The 15,025-nt window shown below is 73.0% G+C and carries 16 protein-coding genes; 10 read left to right on the forward strand and 6 right to left on the reverse strand.

Features of this window, described 5'->3' with window-relative positions:
• The first annotated feature begins 14 nt into the window (after window positions 1-14).
• Window positions 15-305 (forward strand): DUF1905 domain-containing protein, encoded by a 291-nt coding sequence (locus tag ASF78_RS09060; RefSeq protein ID WP_056587095.1) that lies wholly within the window; start codon window positions 15-17, stop codon window positions 303-305.
• Window positions 302-937: a class I SAM-dependent methyltransferase gene (locus tag ASF78_RS09065; protein ID WP_056587098.1), complete on the forward strand. Its 636-nt coding sequence runs from the start codon at window positions 302-304 to the stop codon at window positions 935-937. Before ASF78_RS09060 ends, ASF78_RS09065 begins: the two co-directional genes overlap by 4 nt.
• On the opposite strand, the gene ASF78_RS09070 is transcribed toward ASF78_RS09065, so the two are convergent.
• Genes ASF78_RS09070 through ASF78_RS09080 form a run of 3 tightly spaced genes read right to left on the reverse strand, consistent with a single transcriptional unit; the run spans window position 928 to window position 3,581 of the window.
• Complete coding sequence (locus tag ASF78_RS09070; protein ID WP_056588419.1) at window positions 928-2,016, reverse strand: epoxide hydrolase family protein; 1,089 nt, start codon at window positions 2,014-2,016, stop codon at window positions 928-930. The genes ASF78_RS09065 and ASF78_RS09070 overlap by 10 nt on opposite strands.
• A gap of 36 nt (window positions 2,017-2,052) precedes the next feature.
• Window positions 2,053-2,565: an ATPase gene (locus tag ASF78_RS09075; RefSeq protein ID WP_056587101.1), complete on the reverse strand. Its 513-nt coding sequence runs from the start codon at window positions 2,563-2,565 to the stop codon at window positions 2,053-2,055.
• Window positions 2,566-2,573: 8 nt separating this feature from the next.
• Window positions 2,574-3,581, reverse strand: coding sequence for a LacI family DNA-binding transcriptional regulator (locus ASF78_RS09080; protein WP_056587104.1), 1,008 nt, complete (start codon window positions 3,579-3,581; stop codon window positions 2,574-2,576).
• Window positions 3,582-3,667: 86 nt separating this feature from the next.
• Here ASF78_RS09080 and ASF78_RS09085 point away from each other — a divergent pair, with 86 nt between their 5' ends.
• The 7 genes from ASF78_RS09085 (at window position 3,668) to ASF78_RS09115 (ending at window position 10,924) form a co-directional block, all read left to right on the forward strand.
• Window positions 3,668-5,584: a M3 family metallopeptidase gene (locus tag ASF78_RS09085; RefSeq protein ID WP_056587106.1), complete on the forward strand. Its 1,917-nt coding sequence runs from the start codon at window positions 3,668-3,670 to the stop codon at window positions 5,582-5,584.
• Window positions 5,585-5,874: 290 nt separating this feature from the next.
• A complete protein-coding gene (locus ASF78_RS09090) occupies window positions 5,875-6,951 on the forward strand; it encodes an ABC transporter substrate-binding protein (protein ID WP_235518450.1) in 1,077 nt (358 codons plus the stop codon).
• A complete protein-coding gene (locus tag ASF78_RS09095) occupies window positions 6,948-7,751 on the forward strand; it encodes an ABC transporter ATP-binding protein (RefSeq protein ID WP_056587111.1) in 804 nt (267 codons plus the stop codon). Before ASF78_RS09090 ends, ASF78_RS09095 begins: the two co-directional genes overlap by 4 nt.
• On the forward strand, window positions 7,744-8,610 hold the full coding sequence (locus ASF78_RS09100) for an ABC transporter permease (RefSeq protein WP_056587113.1): 867 nt from the start codon (window positions 7,744-7,746) through the stop codon (window positions 8,608-8,610). The genes ASF78_RS09095 and ASF78_RS09100 overlap by 8 nt, the downstream gene beginning before the upstream one ends.
• Window positions 8,611-8,624: 14 nt before the next feature.
• Window positions 8,625-9,968: an LLM class flavin-dependent oxidoreductase gene (locus ASF78_RS09105; protein WP_056587115.1), complete on the forward strand. Its 1,344-nt coding sequence runs from the start codon at window positions 8,625-8,627 to the stop codon at window positions 9,966-9,968.
• Between the two features lie 124 nt (window positions 9,969-10,092).
• On the forward strand, window positions 10,093-10,581 hold the full coding sequence (locus ASF78_RS09110; protein ID WP_056587120.1) for a hypothetical protein: 489 nt from the start codon (window positions 10,093-10,095) through the stop codon (window positions 10,579-10,581).
• 37 nt (window positions 10,582-10,618) lie between these two features.
• A complete protein-coding gene (locus tag ASF78_RS09115) occupies window positions 10,619-10,924 on the forward strand; it encodes a hypothetical protein (protein ID WP_056587123.1) in 306 nt (101 codons plus the stop codon).
• A gap of 30 nt (window positions 10,925-10,954) precedes the next feature.
• Here ASF78_RS09115 and ASF78_RS09120 read toward each other — a convergent pair whose 3' ends face one another.
• Window positions 10,955-12,043, reverse strand: coding sequence for a serine hydrolase (locus tag ASF78_RS09120; RefSeq protein WP_056587127.1), 1,089 nt, complete (start codon window positions 12,041-12,043; stop codon window positions 10,955-10,957).
• A 33-nt stretch (window positions 12,044-12,076) separates the two neighbouring features.
• Window positions 12,077-12,385: a zf-TFIIB domain-containing protein gene (locus ASF78_RS09125; RefSeq protein ID WP_056587131.1), complete on the reverse strand. Its 309-nt coding sequence runs from the start codon at window positions 12,383-12,385 to the stop codon at window positions 12,077-12,079.
• Window positions 12,386-12,524: 139 nt separating this feature from the next.
• Between ASF78_RS09125 and ASF78_RS09130 the strand changes: the two genes are divergently transcribed.
• Window positions 12,525-13,289, forward strand: a complete 765-nt coding sequence (locus ASF78_RS09130; protein ID WP_082494969.1) for a DUF2306 domain-containing protein — start codon at window positions 12,525-12,527, stop codon at window positions 13,287-13,289.
• Here ASF78_RS09130 and ASF78_RS09135 read toward each other — a convergent pair.
• Window positions 13,180-14,949: an alpha/beta hydrolase gene (locus ASF78_RS09135; protein WP_056587132.1), complete on the reverse strand. Its 1,770-nt coding sequence runs from the start codon at window positions 14,947-14,949 to the stop codon at window positions 13,180-13,182. The two genes, ASF78_RS09130 and ASF78_RS09135, sit on opposite strands and share 110 nt — an antisense overlap.
• Window positions 14,950-15,025: the final 76 nt, after the last annotated feature.

Raw genomic sequence — 15,025 nt, forward strand, 5'->3', positions numbered from 1 at the left:
GGCATCATGGCGCGATGGAGCTCGAGTTCACCGGCGAGATCATCTACTGGCGCGGGCCGTCGCCGTTCCACTACGTGCCCGTACCGCCCGAGGAGAGCGCCGCGATCAAGGCGGTGTCCGCCGAGGTCACCTACGGGTGGGGGGTGATACCGGTCCTGGTCACCATCGGCGACACCGAGTGGGAGACGTCACTCTTCCCGAAGGACGGCCGCTACCTGGTGCCGGTCAAGGACAACGTGCGCAAGGCCGAGCTCCTGGACCTCGGTGACACGGTCACCGTGCGGATGGTCCTGGGGGGCCCGTGACCGGCTGGCTGGAGGACACCCGCGCGTCCTACGACACGGTCGCCGAGTCGTATGCCCGCAGGGTGACCCTCGACGGCCTGCCCGTCGTCCGTGGCGTGCTGGCGCTCTTCGCCGAGCGTGTCCGCGCGGTCGGCGGTCCTGTCGTCGACGCCGGGTGCGGACCCGGCCACGTCACCGCCCGTCTGCGCGACCTCGGCCTGGACGTCGTCGGCATCGACCTCTCGCCCGAGATGGTGCGGCTGGCTCGCCGCGACCACCCGGGACTGCGGTTCGAGGTCGGGTCGATGACCGCGCTCGACGTCCCGGACGGGTCGGTGGGCGGGGTGCTCGCGTGGTACTCGATCGTCCACGTGCCGGACGAGGACCTGCCGACGGTGGCGGCCGCGCTGCACCGCGTCCTGCGTCCGGGCGGCGTCACGATGCTCGGCTTCCACCTCGGCGACCGCCGCAACCACAAGACCGAGGGCTACGGCGGACTCCCGATGCGGGTCGACGTCCACCACCGTCCGGTCGAGCGCGTCGCCGGGTGGTTGCGCGACGCCGGCTTCGTGGTCGAGGCGCACCTGCTGATCGACCCCGACGCCGACGTGCCGGGCGGCGTGGTCCTGGCCCGGCGTGGGCCTCAGCGGTAGGGGCGGAAGAAGTCCCGCAGCTCCTGGGCGTACAGCTCGGGCTCCTCGATCGGCGCGAAGTGCCCGCCGCGCGGCGGCTCGGTCACGCGCACGGTGTTCGCGGTGCGGTCCAACCAGGCCCGCGGCGGTCGGACCAGGTCGGCGGGGAAGAGCGCGAACCCGGACGGCACCTCGACCCGGCGGGCGTGCTGCTCCGGCGGGATCCGGGAGTTGGCGTGGTACATCCGCATCGAGGAGCCGATCGTCCCCGTGAGCCAGTAGATCGTCAGGTTGGTGAGGACCTGGTCGTCGGTCAGGGCACGGTCGCTCCAGGCCTGCAGCTTCTCGACGATCCACGCCGCGAGCCCCGCGGGTGAGTCGGTGAGCCCGACGGCCGCGGTCAGAGGCTTCGTCCGGTGCATCGACGCGTACGCGCCCTCGCGCGCACCCCACGCCTGCGCGCCCGCGATGAACTCGCGCTCCTCGGGTGCCAGCTCCGCGGGGTCGCCCGTGTAGATCGGGATCCCCCCGTCGGTGCGGTGCACCGCCACGACCCGGTCGGGGTGGTCGAGCGCGAGGAACCTGCTGACGCCGCTGCCGATGTCCCCGCCCGCCGCACCGAACCGTTCGTAGCCGAGCGCGGTCATCAGCTCGGCCCACAGCCCGGCGACTCCGACGACGTCCCGCGGCGGACCGTCGGAGTACCCGAACCCGGGCATGTCCGGGACGACGACGTCGAACGCGTCCGCCGGGTCCTCGGGGTCGGTCAGCAGCGAGATCACCTCGCTGTACCGCCAGAAGGAGTCGGGCCAGCCGTGCGTCAGGATCAGCGGGAACGATCCCGCACGGGCGTGCACCACATGGATCCGATGGTCGCCCAGGGTCACGTGGAACCGGGGGTGCCGGGACAGCTCCGCCTCCTGCGCGGGCCAGTCGAACCCGTCGGCCCAGTAGGCGACGAGCTCCCGCAGGTAGCCGAGGTCGGTGCCCAGCGACCAGCCGGCGTCCTCGGGTGCGTCGGGCCAGCGCGTGGCCCGCAACCGGGTGCGCAGGTCCTCGATGGCCTCGGGCGTGGTGGGCGAGACGAACGGCTCCGGCATGCGACCCACCCTAGGGACGGCCCCCGACGCCCGCCCTCACCACTCCAGCAGGAGCGCGCCGATCGTGCGGGCGACCTCGGTCGGGGTCCGTCCGTCGGTGGCCACCCGCAGCATCCAGGCCGGGGTGTCGGCGGACAGGCGACGGTCCGCGCGCGCCGACCGTTCGATGTGCGCCGCCAGCTCGTCGCCGGACTCTCGCAACGCGAGGCGCGCGCCGACCACGAAGTCGTCCGCGGTGAGCAGCACGCCGGTGATCCGTGGGTTGTCGCCCATGGCCTCCGCGAGCTCGTCGGCCTCGAGGACCGCCACGGTGTTGGTGTAGATCAGCCGTCGGTAGCCGAGCTCGCGGTAGTTCGCCCAGAGCGCCGCCAGGTTGCGCATGCTCAGCCGGTGCTCCCAGGGCGCGGGCCACGCCAGGTCCAGGGTGTCCCCCTCGATGACCGCGTGCTGCACCTCGGCGTCCCGCAGGTGCACGTGCAGCGCGTGCGCCACCGAGGACTTGCCCACGCCGGAACGACCTCCGATGACCAGCAGCTCGGACCTGTCCACGCCGCCACCTACTCCGGCGCGCGGGCTGTCGACCCGCGCACGACGAGCTCCGGAGCGAACAGCTGCTCCTCCCGCGACGGCTTCTCGCCGCGCATCTCGGCCAGGAGCGCGTGGACCGCGGCCCGGCAGATCGCCTCGACGGGCTGGCGGACCGTGGTCAGGGGCGGGTCGGCGAACGCGACGAGCGGGGAGTCGTCGTACCCGAGCACGGACACGTCCTCCGGCACGCGCAGGCCGTTCGAGCGCACGGCCCGGATGGCGCCGAGGGCCATGAGGTCGGAGCCGCAGACGATAGCGGTGTGCCGGGAGTCGAGGAGGTCGGTGGCGGCGGCCTGCCCACCCTCGGCGGTGTAGAGCGACGAGCTCACGTGCAGCTCGCCGTCGTCGAGACCGTGCCGCGCGAGGGCGGCGGCGAACGCGGCGACCTTGCGGCGCGTGGGGACGAACCGGTCGGGTCCGATGGCCAGCCCGATGCGGCGGTGGCCGAGCGCGACGAGGTGGTCGACGGACGCGTCGATCGCGGCGGTGTCGTCGGTGGAGACGAAGGGCGCGTCGATCTCGGCGTTGTAGCCGTTGACCAGCACGATCGGGACGCCGGAGTTGCGCAGCCGCTGGTAGCGCCCGAGGTTGGCCTGCTTGTCGGCGTGCAGGCCGGAGACGAACACGATGCCGTTCACGGCGTGGTCGAGCAGCACCTCGACGTACCGGTCCTCGGACGTGCCGCCGGGGGACTGCGTGCAGAGCACGGGCGTGAACCGCTCCTCGGTGAGGCGCTGCTCGATGGCGTCGACGAACGCGGGGAAGACGGGGTTGGTCAGCTCGGGCACGACGAGCCCGACGAGGCCCACCGACTTGGTCGTCAGCGAGGCGGGGCGCTCGTAGCCGAGCAGGTCGAGCGCGGCGAGGACGGCCTGACGGGTGCCCCCGGAGACGCCGGGCCGGCCGTTCAGCACGCGTGACACGGTCGCCGTGCTCACCTGAGCCTGTTGCGCGATGTCGGCCAGCCGGGTCTGCACCTGTCGAGCCTACGAGTCCGGGGTGCTGCAGCCGGGGCGCGAATCGCGCTGGACGTCGACCAGTCGGCGACGGTTATCGTCGGCCCATGCCCGTGACCTCATTCCCGACCGACAGCGCCGCCTGGCCGGCCTTCCTCGCGAGCACGGTGGACGCGTCGCTCGACGACGCCCGCGCGCTGCTGGCCCGGCTGAAGGACGGCGCACCGCGCTCGACGACGGAGGTCCTCGGGCTCTGGAACGACGCGGACGTCGCGATCGCGACGGGGTCCGCGGCGGCGCACCTGCTGGCCGAGGTGCACCCCGACGCGGACCTTCGGGCGGCTGCCGAGGAACGCGCGCAGGCCGCCGAGGACCTCGTGACCGAGCGCGGCCTCGACCACGCGCTGTGGCAGGTGCTCGCCGCCACGGACGCCGACGGGCTCGAGCCGGGCGCGGCCCGGGTGCGCGAGCACGTGCTGCGCGACTTCCGGCGCGCCGGTGTCGACCGCCCGGAGGCGGACCGCGACCGGTTGCGGGCGCTCGCGCAGCGGTGCACGGAGCTGGGCCTGGAGTTCTCCCGGAACATCCGCGACGGCGTCCGCAGCGTCCAGGTGCGGCCCGAGCAGCTGGACGGGTTGCCCGACGACTTCCGCGCGGAGCACCCGGCGGGCGAGGACGGGCTGGTGACCCTGACCACCGAGTACCCGGACCTGCTGCCGGTCCGGACGTACGCGACGGACCCGGCGGTCCGGCTCGCGCTGACCAGCGAGCACCAGCGCATCGGGTGGCCGGCCAACGAGCCGATCCTCGCGGAGCTGCTCCGGCTGCGCGCCGAGCGGGCCACCCTCCTGGGCTACCCGGACTGGCCGACGTACGACGCCGAGGTCAAGATGATCGGCTCCGGCCAGGCGATCGCCGACCTGGTGGAGCAGCTCGACGCGCTGACCGCGGTCCCGGCGGCCCGGGACGTCGACGTCATGCTCGCGCGCTACCGCCAGGACGTCCCCGACGCGACGGCGGTGACTGCCGCGGACAACCTCTACTACGACCAGATCATCAAGAACGAGCAGTACGACGTCGACTCCCGCGAGGTCCGCGAGTACTTCCGGTACGAGACGGTGAAGCCCGGCGTCCTGGACGTCGTCTCGCGGCTGTTCGGGATCGAGCTGCGGTCGGTCGACGCGCCGACGTGGCACGAGGACGTCGAGGTCTACGACGTCACCGACGACGGCCGCGCCATCGGTCGCGTGTACCTCGACATGCACCCGCGGGCCGGGAAGTTCAACCACGCCGCCCAGTTCCCGCTGGTGCCGGGCATCGCGGGCCGCTCGCTGCCCGAAGGTGCGCTGGTGTGCAACTTCCCGACCGGCCTCATGGAGCACGACGACGTGCTGACGTTCTTCCACGAGCTCGGCCACCTGGTGCACGAGGTGCTCGGCGGCCACCAGACGTGGGCGATGTTCACGGGTGTCGCCACCGAGTGGGACTTCGTCGAGGCACCCAGCCAGCTGCTCGAGGAGTGGGGCTGGGACGCGGGGGTGCTCGGGTCCTTCGCGACGAACGCCGCCGGGCAGCCGATCCCTGCGGCGCTGGTCGAACGGATGTGCCGGGCGGACGCGTTCGGGCGCGGCGCGTGGACCCGTCGCCAGCTCAACTACACGGCCCTGTCCTACGGGCTGCACGCCGACCCTCCCGCCGACCTGGCGGCCTACACGGCAGAGATCGACGCCCGGTTCGGGCCCTACACGCCGATCGCGGACACCCACCAGTACGCCGGGTTCGGGCACCTCGACGGGTACGGGTCCGCGTACTACACGTACCTCTGGAGCCTGGTCATCGCGAAGGACCTGCGCACGGCGTTCAGCGCCGACCTGATGGACCCGACGGTCGGCAGGCGCTATCGCGACGCGATCCTCGCGCCCGGCGGGTCCGCCGACGCCGCGGACCTCGTCGCCGACTTCCTGGGCCGGCGGTCGTCGTTCGACGCGTTCGAGGCGTGGCTGGCGGAGGGCACGCCCGCCTGACGGACGCACGTCTCACCACCTGGACTAAGTAGACCGGCAAGGTCGGGTATTACTACCGTCTCACCATGACCTCCAGCACGCCGCTCGTCGGCCACGCCCTGTCGCCTCGCGGCGCCGCGTGGTCGACCGCGTGTTGTCGTCCGGTCATGCGCGCCGGCCGGTAGGACCCCGCCGCACGCACCCCCGCCCGGCCCGGTCACCCCGCGCCGCGGCCCCTGATCGCCACCCTCCCCCGACCGCGCCGGCACCACACACCGGCGGGGTGCTGCTGCCTACCCACGGAGACACCTGTGTCCTTGTCGACCCCACCCCCGACCATGCGCCGCCTCGCGACCCTCGCCGCGATCCTCACGGCCGTCGCCGCGCTCGCCACCGGCTGCACGGCGGCCGCAGCGCCGACCGACCCGGAAGCGCCCGTCACGCTCCGCTACCAGGGCAACGCCGGGCAGGTGACCCTCCCCGAGCTGGCCGACGACCTCGGCTACTTCGAGGACGTCACGCTCGAGTGGGTGGGCGACACGACGAGCGGCCCGCAGGACATCCAGTCGGCCGCCACCGGCCAGACCGACGTCGGCGGGGCGTTCAACGGCGCCATCGCCAAGCTCGTCGCCGCCGGCTCCCCGATCACGTCCGTGATCGGCTACTACGGGTCCGACGACGTCGCCTACAACGGCTACTACGTGCTCGAGGGCAGCCCGATCCGGTCCGCGCAGGACCTCGTCGGCAAGAAGGTCGGCATGAACACCCTCGGCGCGCACCACGAGTTCGTCGTCCGGGAGTGGCTGGCGAAGGAAGGGCTGACCACGGACGAGATCGCGACGGTCGAGCTCATCGTCGTGCCGCCCGTGTCCACCGAGCAGGCGCTGCGCGAGGGCCAGATCGACGTCGGCACCCTCGGCGGCGTGTTCCGGGACAGCGCGCTGGAACGCGGCGGGCTGCACGAGCTGTTCACCGACACCTCGCTGTACGGCGAGTTCACGTACGGCTCGTACGTCTTCCGGGACGACTTCATCGCCACGAACCCGGTGGCCGTCGCCGACTTCGTGCAGGGCGTCGCCCGCGCGATCCGCTGGACGCAGACCAACCCGCGCGAGACGGTCATCGACCGGTTCGAGACGATCATCGACGGCCGCGGCCGCGAGGAGAACACCGAGCTGGTGCAGTACTGGAAGAGCGCGGGCGTGGCCGGTCCGGGCGGCGTCATCGACCCGCGGGAGATCTCGATCTGGGTCGACTGGCTCGTCCGCGAGGGCACCCTGGAGGAGGGTCAGATCGACCCCGAGGACCTCTACACCAACGAGGACAACCCCTACAGCAACGGCACGTACGACCCGGACAGCGGCCCGGACGGCGAGGCCGTCTCATGACCGCGGCGCTCGACCTCGAGGCCGTCCGCAAGGACTTCGTCGTCCGGGACAACGGCCGCTCCGCCCGGTTCACCGCCGTGCAGGACCTCGACCTCTCGGTCCCCGACGGGCAGTTCCTCGCGGTCGTCGGGCCCAGCGGCTGCGGCAAGTCGACGCTGCTGGACCTCGTCGCGGGACTCACGACGCCGACCAGCGGGCGCATCCTGCTGCACGGCGAGCCCGTCACCGGACCGGCCACCGACCGCGCCGTGGTGTTCCAGCAGTACGCGCTGCTGCCCTGGCGCACCGCCCGCAAGAACGTCGAGCTCGGTCTCGAGTCCGTCGGCGTCCCGCGCAAGCAACGGGCCCGGCTGGCCGACGAGCATCTCGACCTGGTCGGCCTGACCGGGTTCGCCGACCGGTACCCGCACGAGCTGTCGGGCGGCATGAAGCAGCGCGTGGCGATCGCCCGGGCGCTCGCGGTCGACCCGCGGGTGCTGCTCATGGACGAGCCGTTCGCGGCGCTCGACGCGCAGACCCGCGAGTCCCTGCAGGACGAGCTCCTGCGGATCTGGCGGGCCACCGGCAAGACCGTCGTGTTCATCACGCACGGCATCGACGAGGCCGTCTACCTCGGCCAGCGGGTCGCGGTGATGTCGCCGCGGCCCGGGCGGATCAGCGACCTGATCGACATCGACCTCGATCCCGTGCCGGGCGAGGACGTCCGCTCCGACCCCGCGTTCGGCCGTCTGCGGCACCGCGTGTGGTCCTCTCTCCAGCAGATCGAAGATCGGTCGGAAACAGAGGTCGCCCATGTCTAGCTCGACGCTCGAGAAGGCCGCCCCCACCCTCGACCCCGCACCGGAGGACTACCGACGGCGCGCAGGTCTGACCGTCGACGAGGTCCAGACCCCCCGGTTCCTGCCAGCGCTCGGCCGGGTCCTGCGGGGGAGCGCCGCGATCCTCGCGTTCGCGGCGCTCTGGGAGGTCGCCCCGAGGATCGGACTGGTCGACGCGGTGTTCCTGCCGCCGCTCAGCACGTCGCTCGGCGCGCTCGCGGACCTGGTGAGCAGCGGTCAGCTGACCGAGCACCTGCAGGCGAGCCTGACCCGGGCGCTGGTCGGGCTGAGCATCGCGCTCGCGACCGCCATCCCGCTCGGTGCGCTGATCGGGCGGTCCGCGTCGGTCGCGCGCTTCCTCAACCCCGTACTGGAGCTGTTCCGGAACACCGCCGCCCTGGCTCTCCTGCCGGTGTTCGTGCTCATCCTGGGCATCGGGGAGACTTCGAAGATCGCGCTGGTGGTCTACGCCTGCTTCTTCCCGGTCCTGCTGAGCACGATCACGGGCGTCCGCACCGTCGACCCGTTGCTGCTCAAGTCCGCCCGCTCGCTGGGTCTGCGCCCGCTGCAGCTGTTCACCAAGGTCACGCTCCCCGCCGCGGTGCCGACGATCTTCACCGGCGTCCGGATGGCCGGTGCCGCGTCGATCCTCGTGCTGGTCGCCGCGGAGATGGTCGGTGCCCGGGCGGGCCTCGGCTACCTGGTGACCGCCGCCCAGCAGAACTTCCAGATCCCCGCGATGTACGCCGGGATCATCACGATCGCGCTCGTCGGCCTCGCGATCAACGCCGTCCTCCTCCTCGCCGAGCGCCGCCTGTCGCGCTGGCGTCCCACCTCGTGACCCCTGGAGTCCCCATGACCACCCGCACCCTGCACCTCAACGCCTTCCTCATGGGCGTCGGCCACCACGAGGCGGCCTGGCGCCACCCCCGCGTGGACCCGTCCCGCGCGCTCGACGTCGCGCACTACGTCGAGCTGGGCCGCATCGCCGAGCGCGGCCGCCTCGACTCGGTCTTCTTCGCCGACGGGCTGGCCGTCGGACCGAACGTCGCCCGCAACACCCAGGCGGTGTTCGAGCCGATCACGCTGCTGACCGCGATCGCCGGGGCGACGAGCCACGTCGGCCTCATCGCGACGGCGTCCACCAGCTACTACGAGCCCTACCTGCTGGCGCGCGCCTTCGCGTCCCTCGACCGGATCAGCGGCGGGCGCGCGGGCTGGAACATCGTGACCTCGGGGACCGACGCGGAGGCCGCCAACTTCGGCCTCGACAAGGTCCGCGCCCACGCCGACCGGTACGGGCGGGCCACGGAGTTCCTCGACGTGGCGCTGTCGCTCTGGGACTCGTGGGAGTCGGACGCCATCCGGCTCGACCCGTCCAGCGGCGTGTTCGCCGACGCGGCGAAGGTGCACCGCACCGACCACGTGGGGGAGCACTTCCGCGTGGCCGGCCCGCTGAACGTGCCCGGCTCCCCGCAGGGCCGTCCTCTCCTGGTCCAGGCCGGCTCGTCCGAGGCGGGCAAGGCGTTCGCCGCGCAGTACGCCGAGGCCGTGTTCACCGCGCAGCGCACGCTCGCCGAGGGGCAGGCGTTCTACGCGGACCTCAAGGGCCGGCTCGCCGCGTACGGCCGGCGCCCGCAGGACCTCGCCGTCCTGCCCGGGATCGTCCCGTTCATCGCGCCGACCACCGACGAGGCACGCGCCCTGGAGCTGGAGTTCACCGACCTGATCTCCCCGGACTACGCCCTGCGCCAGCTCTCCGGGATGCTCGGTGTCGACCTCACCGACCACCCGTTGGACGCACCTCTCCCGCCGATCCCGCCCGTCGAGTCCATCGAGGGCAACAAGAGCCGGTTCCAGCTCGTCCGGGACCTGGCCGAGGGGGAGAACCTGACCGTCCGCGAGCTCATCGGGCGCCTCGGCGGGGGCCGCGGGCACCGGACGTTCGCGGGGACCCCGACCGAGGTCGCCGACGAGATCCAGACCTGGTTCGAGCAGGGTGCCGCGGACGGCTTCAACATCATGCCGCCGTACCTGCCCGGCGGGCTGGACGTGTTCGTCGACACCGTCGTGCCGATCCTGCAGGACCGTGGGCTGTTCCGGCGCGAGTACGAGGGCTCGACGCTGCGCGAGAACCTCGGCCTGAGCCCGCACGTCAACCGGCACTCGGTCCCGGTGGCCGAGCGCGCGGCGGGCTGACCCGGACGTCCGGCTCGACACGGCCGGGGTTCGCCCAGCGACTCCCGACCGCCTAGCGTGATGCGTGCCCGCCCGCCGTGACCATGCGAGCGGCGGGCGGGACACGCCGACCGAGGAGCCCCGGATGCAGCTCGCCCTACCGTTCGACGAGGCGCTCGCCCTTGCCGTGGCGAAGGATCCGCTCCCGCCGATGGTGCGAGAGCTGCGCTGCGAGGGCTCGACGATCCACGCCGACATCGACCTGCGCGCGATCCCGGACCCGTCCACGGCCCTGCGCCTCGCCGCGGCCGCGGTCGGGACCGTCGCGGTGACGGTCCGGTTCGCCGACTGGTCCGCGGGCACGGCGACGCTCGTCGTGACCGCGCACGCCCGGGCCCTGCCCGCGCACAAGCTCGTGCCGTTCCTCGTCGGGCCGATCAACGCCGCGCTGCGGGACCGTGGCCTGCCTCCGGGTCTGGTCGAGGTCCAGCGCGGGGAGTCCGAGCCCTGGGTCGTGATCGCGGTCCAGGACGCGATCTCCGCCAAGGTCGACGGCGTGTCGGTCACGGACCTCGCGCTGCGGGACGCCGTGATCCACGTCGAGGCGACCGTGGGTGCTGTGCGGGTCCGCTGACCGGCAGGATGGGCCCACCCGACCGAGAGGACCCGTCGTGCCGCGCACCGTCCAGCTCCGCCGCTACAACGTCAAGCCCGACCTCGTCGACGAGTTCCTCGCGTGGTGGTCCACCTCGCTCGCGCCCGCCCGGCCCGCGTTCGGGTTCACGATCGAGTCCGCGTACGTCAACCGGGAGGCCAACGAGTTCACCTGGGCCGTGAGCGCCGAGGGGGACGCGGACGAGTTCCGCCGGCTGGAGCAGATCTGGATGGACTCACCCGAGCGCGCGGCCCTGTTCGAGGGGCTCGACGACGGCTGGCACGACTCGACCGTGATCGCGCTCGTGGAGCAGCTCGTCTAGACCGCACGCGAGCCGCACCCCCCGACCCGGTCACCCCCTCGAGAACGCCGAGGTGAAGAAGTCGGTGAACACCGGCGTCGGCTGCGCTGAGGTCCACGCGTCCGTCGTGAGCAGGATCGCGATGGTGTCCGTCACCGGGTCGGTCCACCACGTCGACCCGAGGCCGCCGTCCCAGCCGTAGGTCCCGGCGTGCCGGCCGTCGGGCCGGTCGGCCGTGCAGACCCCGAGGCCCAGCCCCCACCCCTCGCCGCCGTCCGGGTCGTGCGGGACGCCCGCTGCCGTGACCAGCTGCGCGACCGCGGCGGTGGTCAGGACCGGTCCGCCGCCGTCGCGGAGCGTGCGCGCCAACGCGTGGAGGTCCGCGACCGTCGACACCAGGCCAGACGCCGCGTCGGGGAACGCGGGCGTCGTCGCCCACTGCCCGTCGGCCTCGTCGTAGACCTCGGGTCCGAGCCAGGTAGGGCCGAGCCGCCCCCGCTGGTCGGGCGGGACCTGGAAGCCGGTGTCGGTCATGCCCAGCGGGTCCAGCAGCCGCTCGGCCAGGAGGTCCGGCAGGGGGCGACCGGCCGCGCGGGCGACGAGCACCCCGAGCACCTGCGCGCCGGTGTTGTAGAGCCACCGCGCACCCGGCTGGTGGGCGAGCGGCACGCTCCCGACGATGCGCATCCACTCGTCGGGCGCCGGGGCGGCCTGCGGGGCGGGCGGTCCGACGGGCAGACCCCGCTCCGCGAGCGCGCCGAGCACCGCGCCGGGGAACGGCCCGGTGAAGTCCATGCCCAGGCCGAGCCGGAACCCGAGCACGTCCCGCACGGTGATCGCGCGGTCCGCGGGGACGGTGTGGTCGATCGGGCTGTCAGGGGTCCGCAGCACGCGCCGGTCGGCCAGCTCCGGCAGCAGCGCGTCGACCGGGTCGTCGAGGCGCAGGAGCCCGTCGTCGACCAGTCCCATCGCCAGCGCCGCGACCACCGGCTTGGTCACCGACGAGATCCGGAAGACCGAGTCGGGCACGCTGATGCCGGCCGCGCCGGAGCGCACGTCCCCCGCGCGGTCCACGAGCCACGCGGCCCCGTGCACCTCGCCCGACACGACCCTGGCCTCGACCGCTTCCTTCACGTCCATGCGACCACCCTGCCGCGGGGGTCTGACACTCGCTCAGTCGAAGAGGTCGTCCAGGAAGCTGCGCTTCTTCTTCTTCTTGTAGTAGTCGTCGCGGTCCCCGCCCCGGTACCGGTCGTCCTCGCGGTAGCGGTCGTCCGGGTAGCGAGCCGGTGCGGGTGCGGGTGCCGGGGCGGGGGCCGCCGGGCGCGTGCCGTAGTAGGAGGCCTCGGCGTCGGTGAGCTTCTCCAGCTCGCCGCGGTCGAGGAAGATCCCCCGGCAGCCGGTGCACTGGTCGATGGTCACGCCGTTGCGCTCGTACGCGCGCATGTCCGAGCCGCACTTGGGGCAGACGAGCGGGTTCATGGGGTCTCCGTCCGGAAGGGGGGTGGCCGTCGAGGGGTGAACGACCGAACATGCCACAGGGTTTCCTCGGCCGAACGGCCGACGCCGGTGCGACTGCTCGGCCGATGTGCGCGACGTCGGCGGCGGCAAGGCTCACGGCATGTCGAAGCGCAGGCGTGAGTGGCTCATCCCGGCTGGCCTGATCCTGCTCAGCCTCGTCCCGATGCTGGCGGGCACGGTCCGGCTGACCGAGCTCGCAGGCGACCCGGAGGTCACCCCGGACAACGCGCGGTTCGTCGCGATGCCGCTGCCCGTCGTGGTGCACATCGTGTCCGCGAGCGTGTTCTGCCTGCTCGGCGCGTTCCAGTTCCACCCGGGCCTGCGCCGTCGGCGCCCGCGATGGCACCGCCTGGCCGGTCGCGTCGTCGCACCCGCCGGGGTCGGCGCGGCCCTGTCGGGTCTGTGGATGGCGTCGTTCGCCGACCTGCCGGCCACCGACGGGCCGCTCCTGGAGGTGTTCCGGCTGCTGTTCGGGTCCGCGATGGTCGCGTTCCTGGTGCTCGGGGTGGTCGCGATCCGGCGCCGGGACGTCGTCACGCACAGCGCGTGGATGACCCGGGGCTACGCGATCGGCCAGGGCGCCGGGACCCAGGCGCTCATCCTCGGTCCGTTCCTGGCGGTCGGCATGACGAGCGTCACGGCCCGTGCCCTGCTCATGGCCCTGGCCTGGACCCTCAACCTCGCGTTCGCGGAGTGGGTCATCAGGCGGCGGCGCCTGACCGGGCGGCGGACCGCCCGGTCAGGACACCTCGACGTCAGGAGCGCGGCACCGCACCCGGCAGCGGCGGAACCACCGGCGGGAGCGGCCGCGCCGGGGCGGCCCGTCGCGACTGCGGACCTTCCTCGCCGCCCAGCGGCTCGGTGAACGGCTGCACGTCACCGGTGCACACGGTCCCGTCCGCGGGCGTCTCGCCCGTGATCAGGTAGGCGTCCACGGCGTCCGTCACGCACGCCGACGTGCCGTACGCCGTGTGACCCCACGAGTCGCTGGTCAGGAGGGTGCTCCTGGGCAGCAGCGCGGCTGCGGCGACGGCCCCGTCGTAGTTCGTGGCCGGGTCCCAGTAGTTGCCGACGACGAGCACCGGAGCGGCCGTCCTGCGGGTGAACGGGCCGGTGTACGCGTCCTCGTCGCGGATCGTCCAGGTCGACGACGCGCACGGGGACGAGGCCCACGTCCAGAGCGGTCCGAAGCCCGGTGCGGCGGCATCGGCCGCGGCGGACGCCGGGACCCAGTCCTCGGCACGGGCGGGGTTGAGCCCGTCGGTGCACAGCACGCTCTGGAACGCCTCGGGCGCGTTGTCGTACGGCCAGCCGGCAGCGACGGGCGCCTTCGGGGTCGCCGGTCCGTGCAGCGCCTCGTACCGCGTGACGAAGGCCGCCCGGGCACCCGCGAGGTCGGCGTCGGTCGGGAAGATCAGGCTGTGGACGAAGGTCAGGTCCTGGTCCACCCAGGCCGACCCGTCCGGCTGGTAGAGGTCGCCCAGGAGCAGTCCGACCAGGTCCGGGTAGGTGAGCACGAACTCGCCGAACTCGTCCGAGATGACGAGCGGGTTCGCCTTCAGGGAGGCGACGATGTCCGCGTAGACCGTGGCCGGGTCGCCGAGACCGGCGAGGAGGCAGAACTCCGGCCCCGCCGCGGCGCACCGGGCGAGGACCTCGTCCAGCGCCTTCGACGCGCCCTCGCCGGACTTCAGCCGCTGGGTCTGCGGGATGCTCGCGTTCTCGGGCGTGCCGGCCCACGCGAGCGGGTCGAGCACGCCGTCGATGACGACCGCACGCACGCGGTCCGGGAACAGGTTGGCGTAGACGTTGCCCAGGTAGGTGCCGTACGAGAAGCCCAGGTACGTCAGCTTCTTGTCCCCGACCATCCGGCGCAGGACGTCCATGTCGCGCGCGACCTCGGCCGTCGACATCGAGCCGGCGAGCGGGGCACCGGCGCTGGAGCAGGCCGACCCGAACGCCTTCGCCGACGCGACGTACGCACCGGTCTCCGCGTCACCCACCGGGAACGCGACGTTGAGACCGGTCAGGGCGTCCGCCTGCTCGCCCAGGTGGCGGAAGCACTTCACGTTGCTGCTGAAGTTCGTGCCGCGGGGGTCGACGCCGACGACGTCGAACCGCTCGAGCAGCGCGGGGGACAGGAAGTACGCCGCGGACGCGGCGATCTGCACCCCGGACCCGCCCGGTCCGCCCGGGTTGATGAACAGCGTGCCGATCTTGCGCGACGGGTCGGCGACCGACAGCCGCAGCAGCGCGACGTCCGTGGTGGCCTTGCGGGGCTGGTCGTAGTCGAGCGGCAGCTGGACGGTCCCGCACTCGGTGCGTTCGCCGAAGACGCTGCTGCAGTCGAACCACTGCGGGTCGGGAACCGCGACGCGGTCGACACGGGCGGCCTCGGCCCGGCTCGTGCGGTCGGTGCGGTCGGACGGGCTGGCGCTCGCGGAGGCCGACCCGAGCGTGACGGTCAGGGCAAGAGCCCCGAGAAGTGCGCCCCACCTGCGGGCATGGCGACGTGCAGCAGTCATGCGTTCCCCCTGCGTGTGCGTCCGCCGTCCGTTCGCCCCCTGCGCCCGGTCCGGCCTGGACGCGCTTCACCCTGCC

The sequence above is a fragment of the Cellulomonas sp. Leaf334 genome (genome assembly GCF_001424195.1).
Classification (GTDB): domain Bacteria; phylum Actinomycetota; class Actinomycetes; order Actinomycetales; family Cellulomonadaceae; genus Cellulomonas.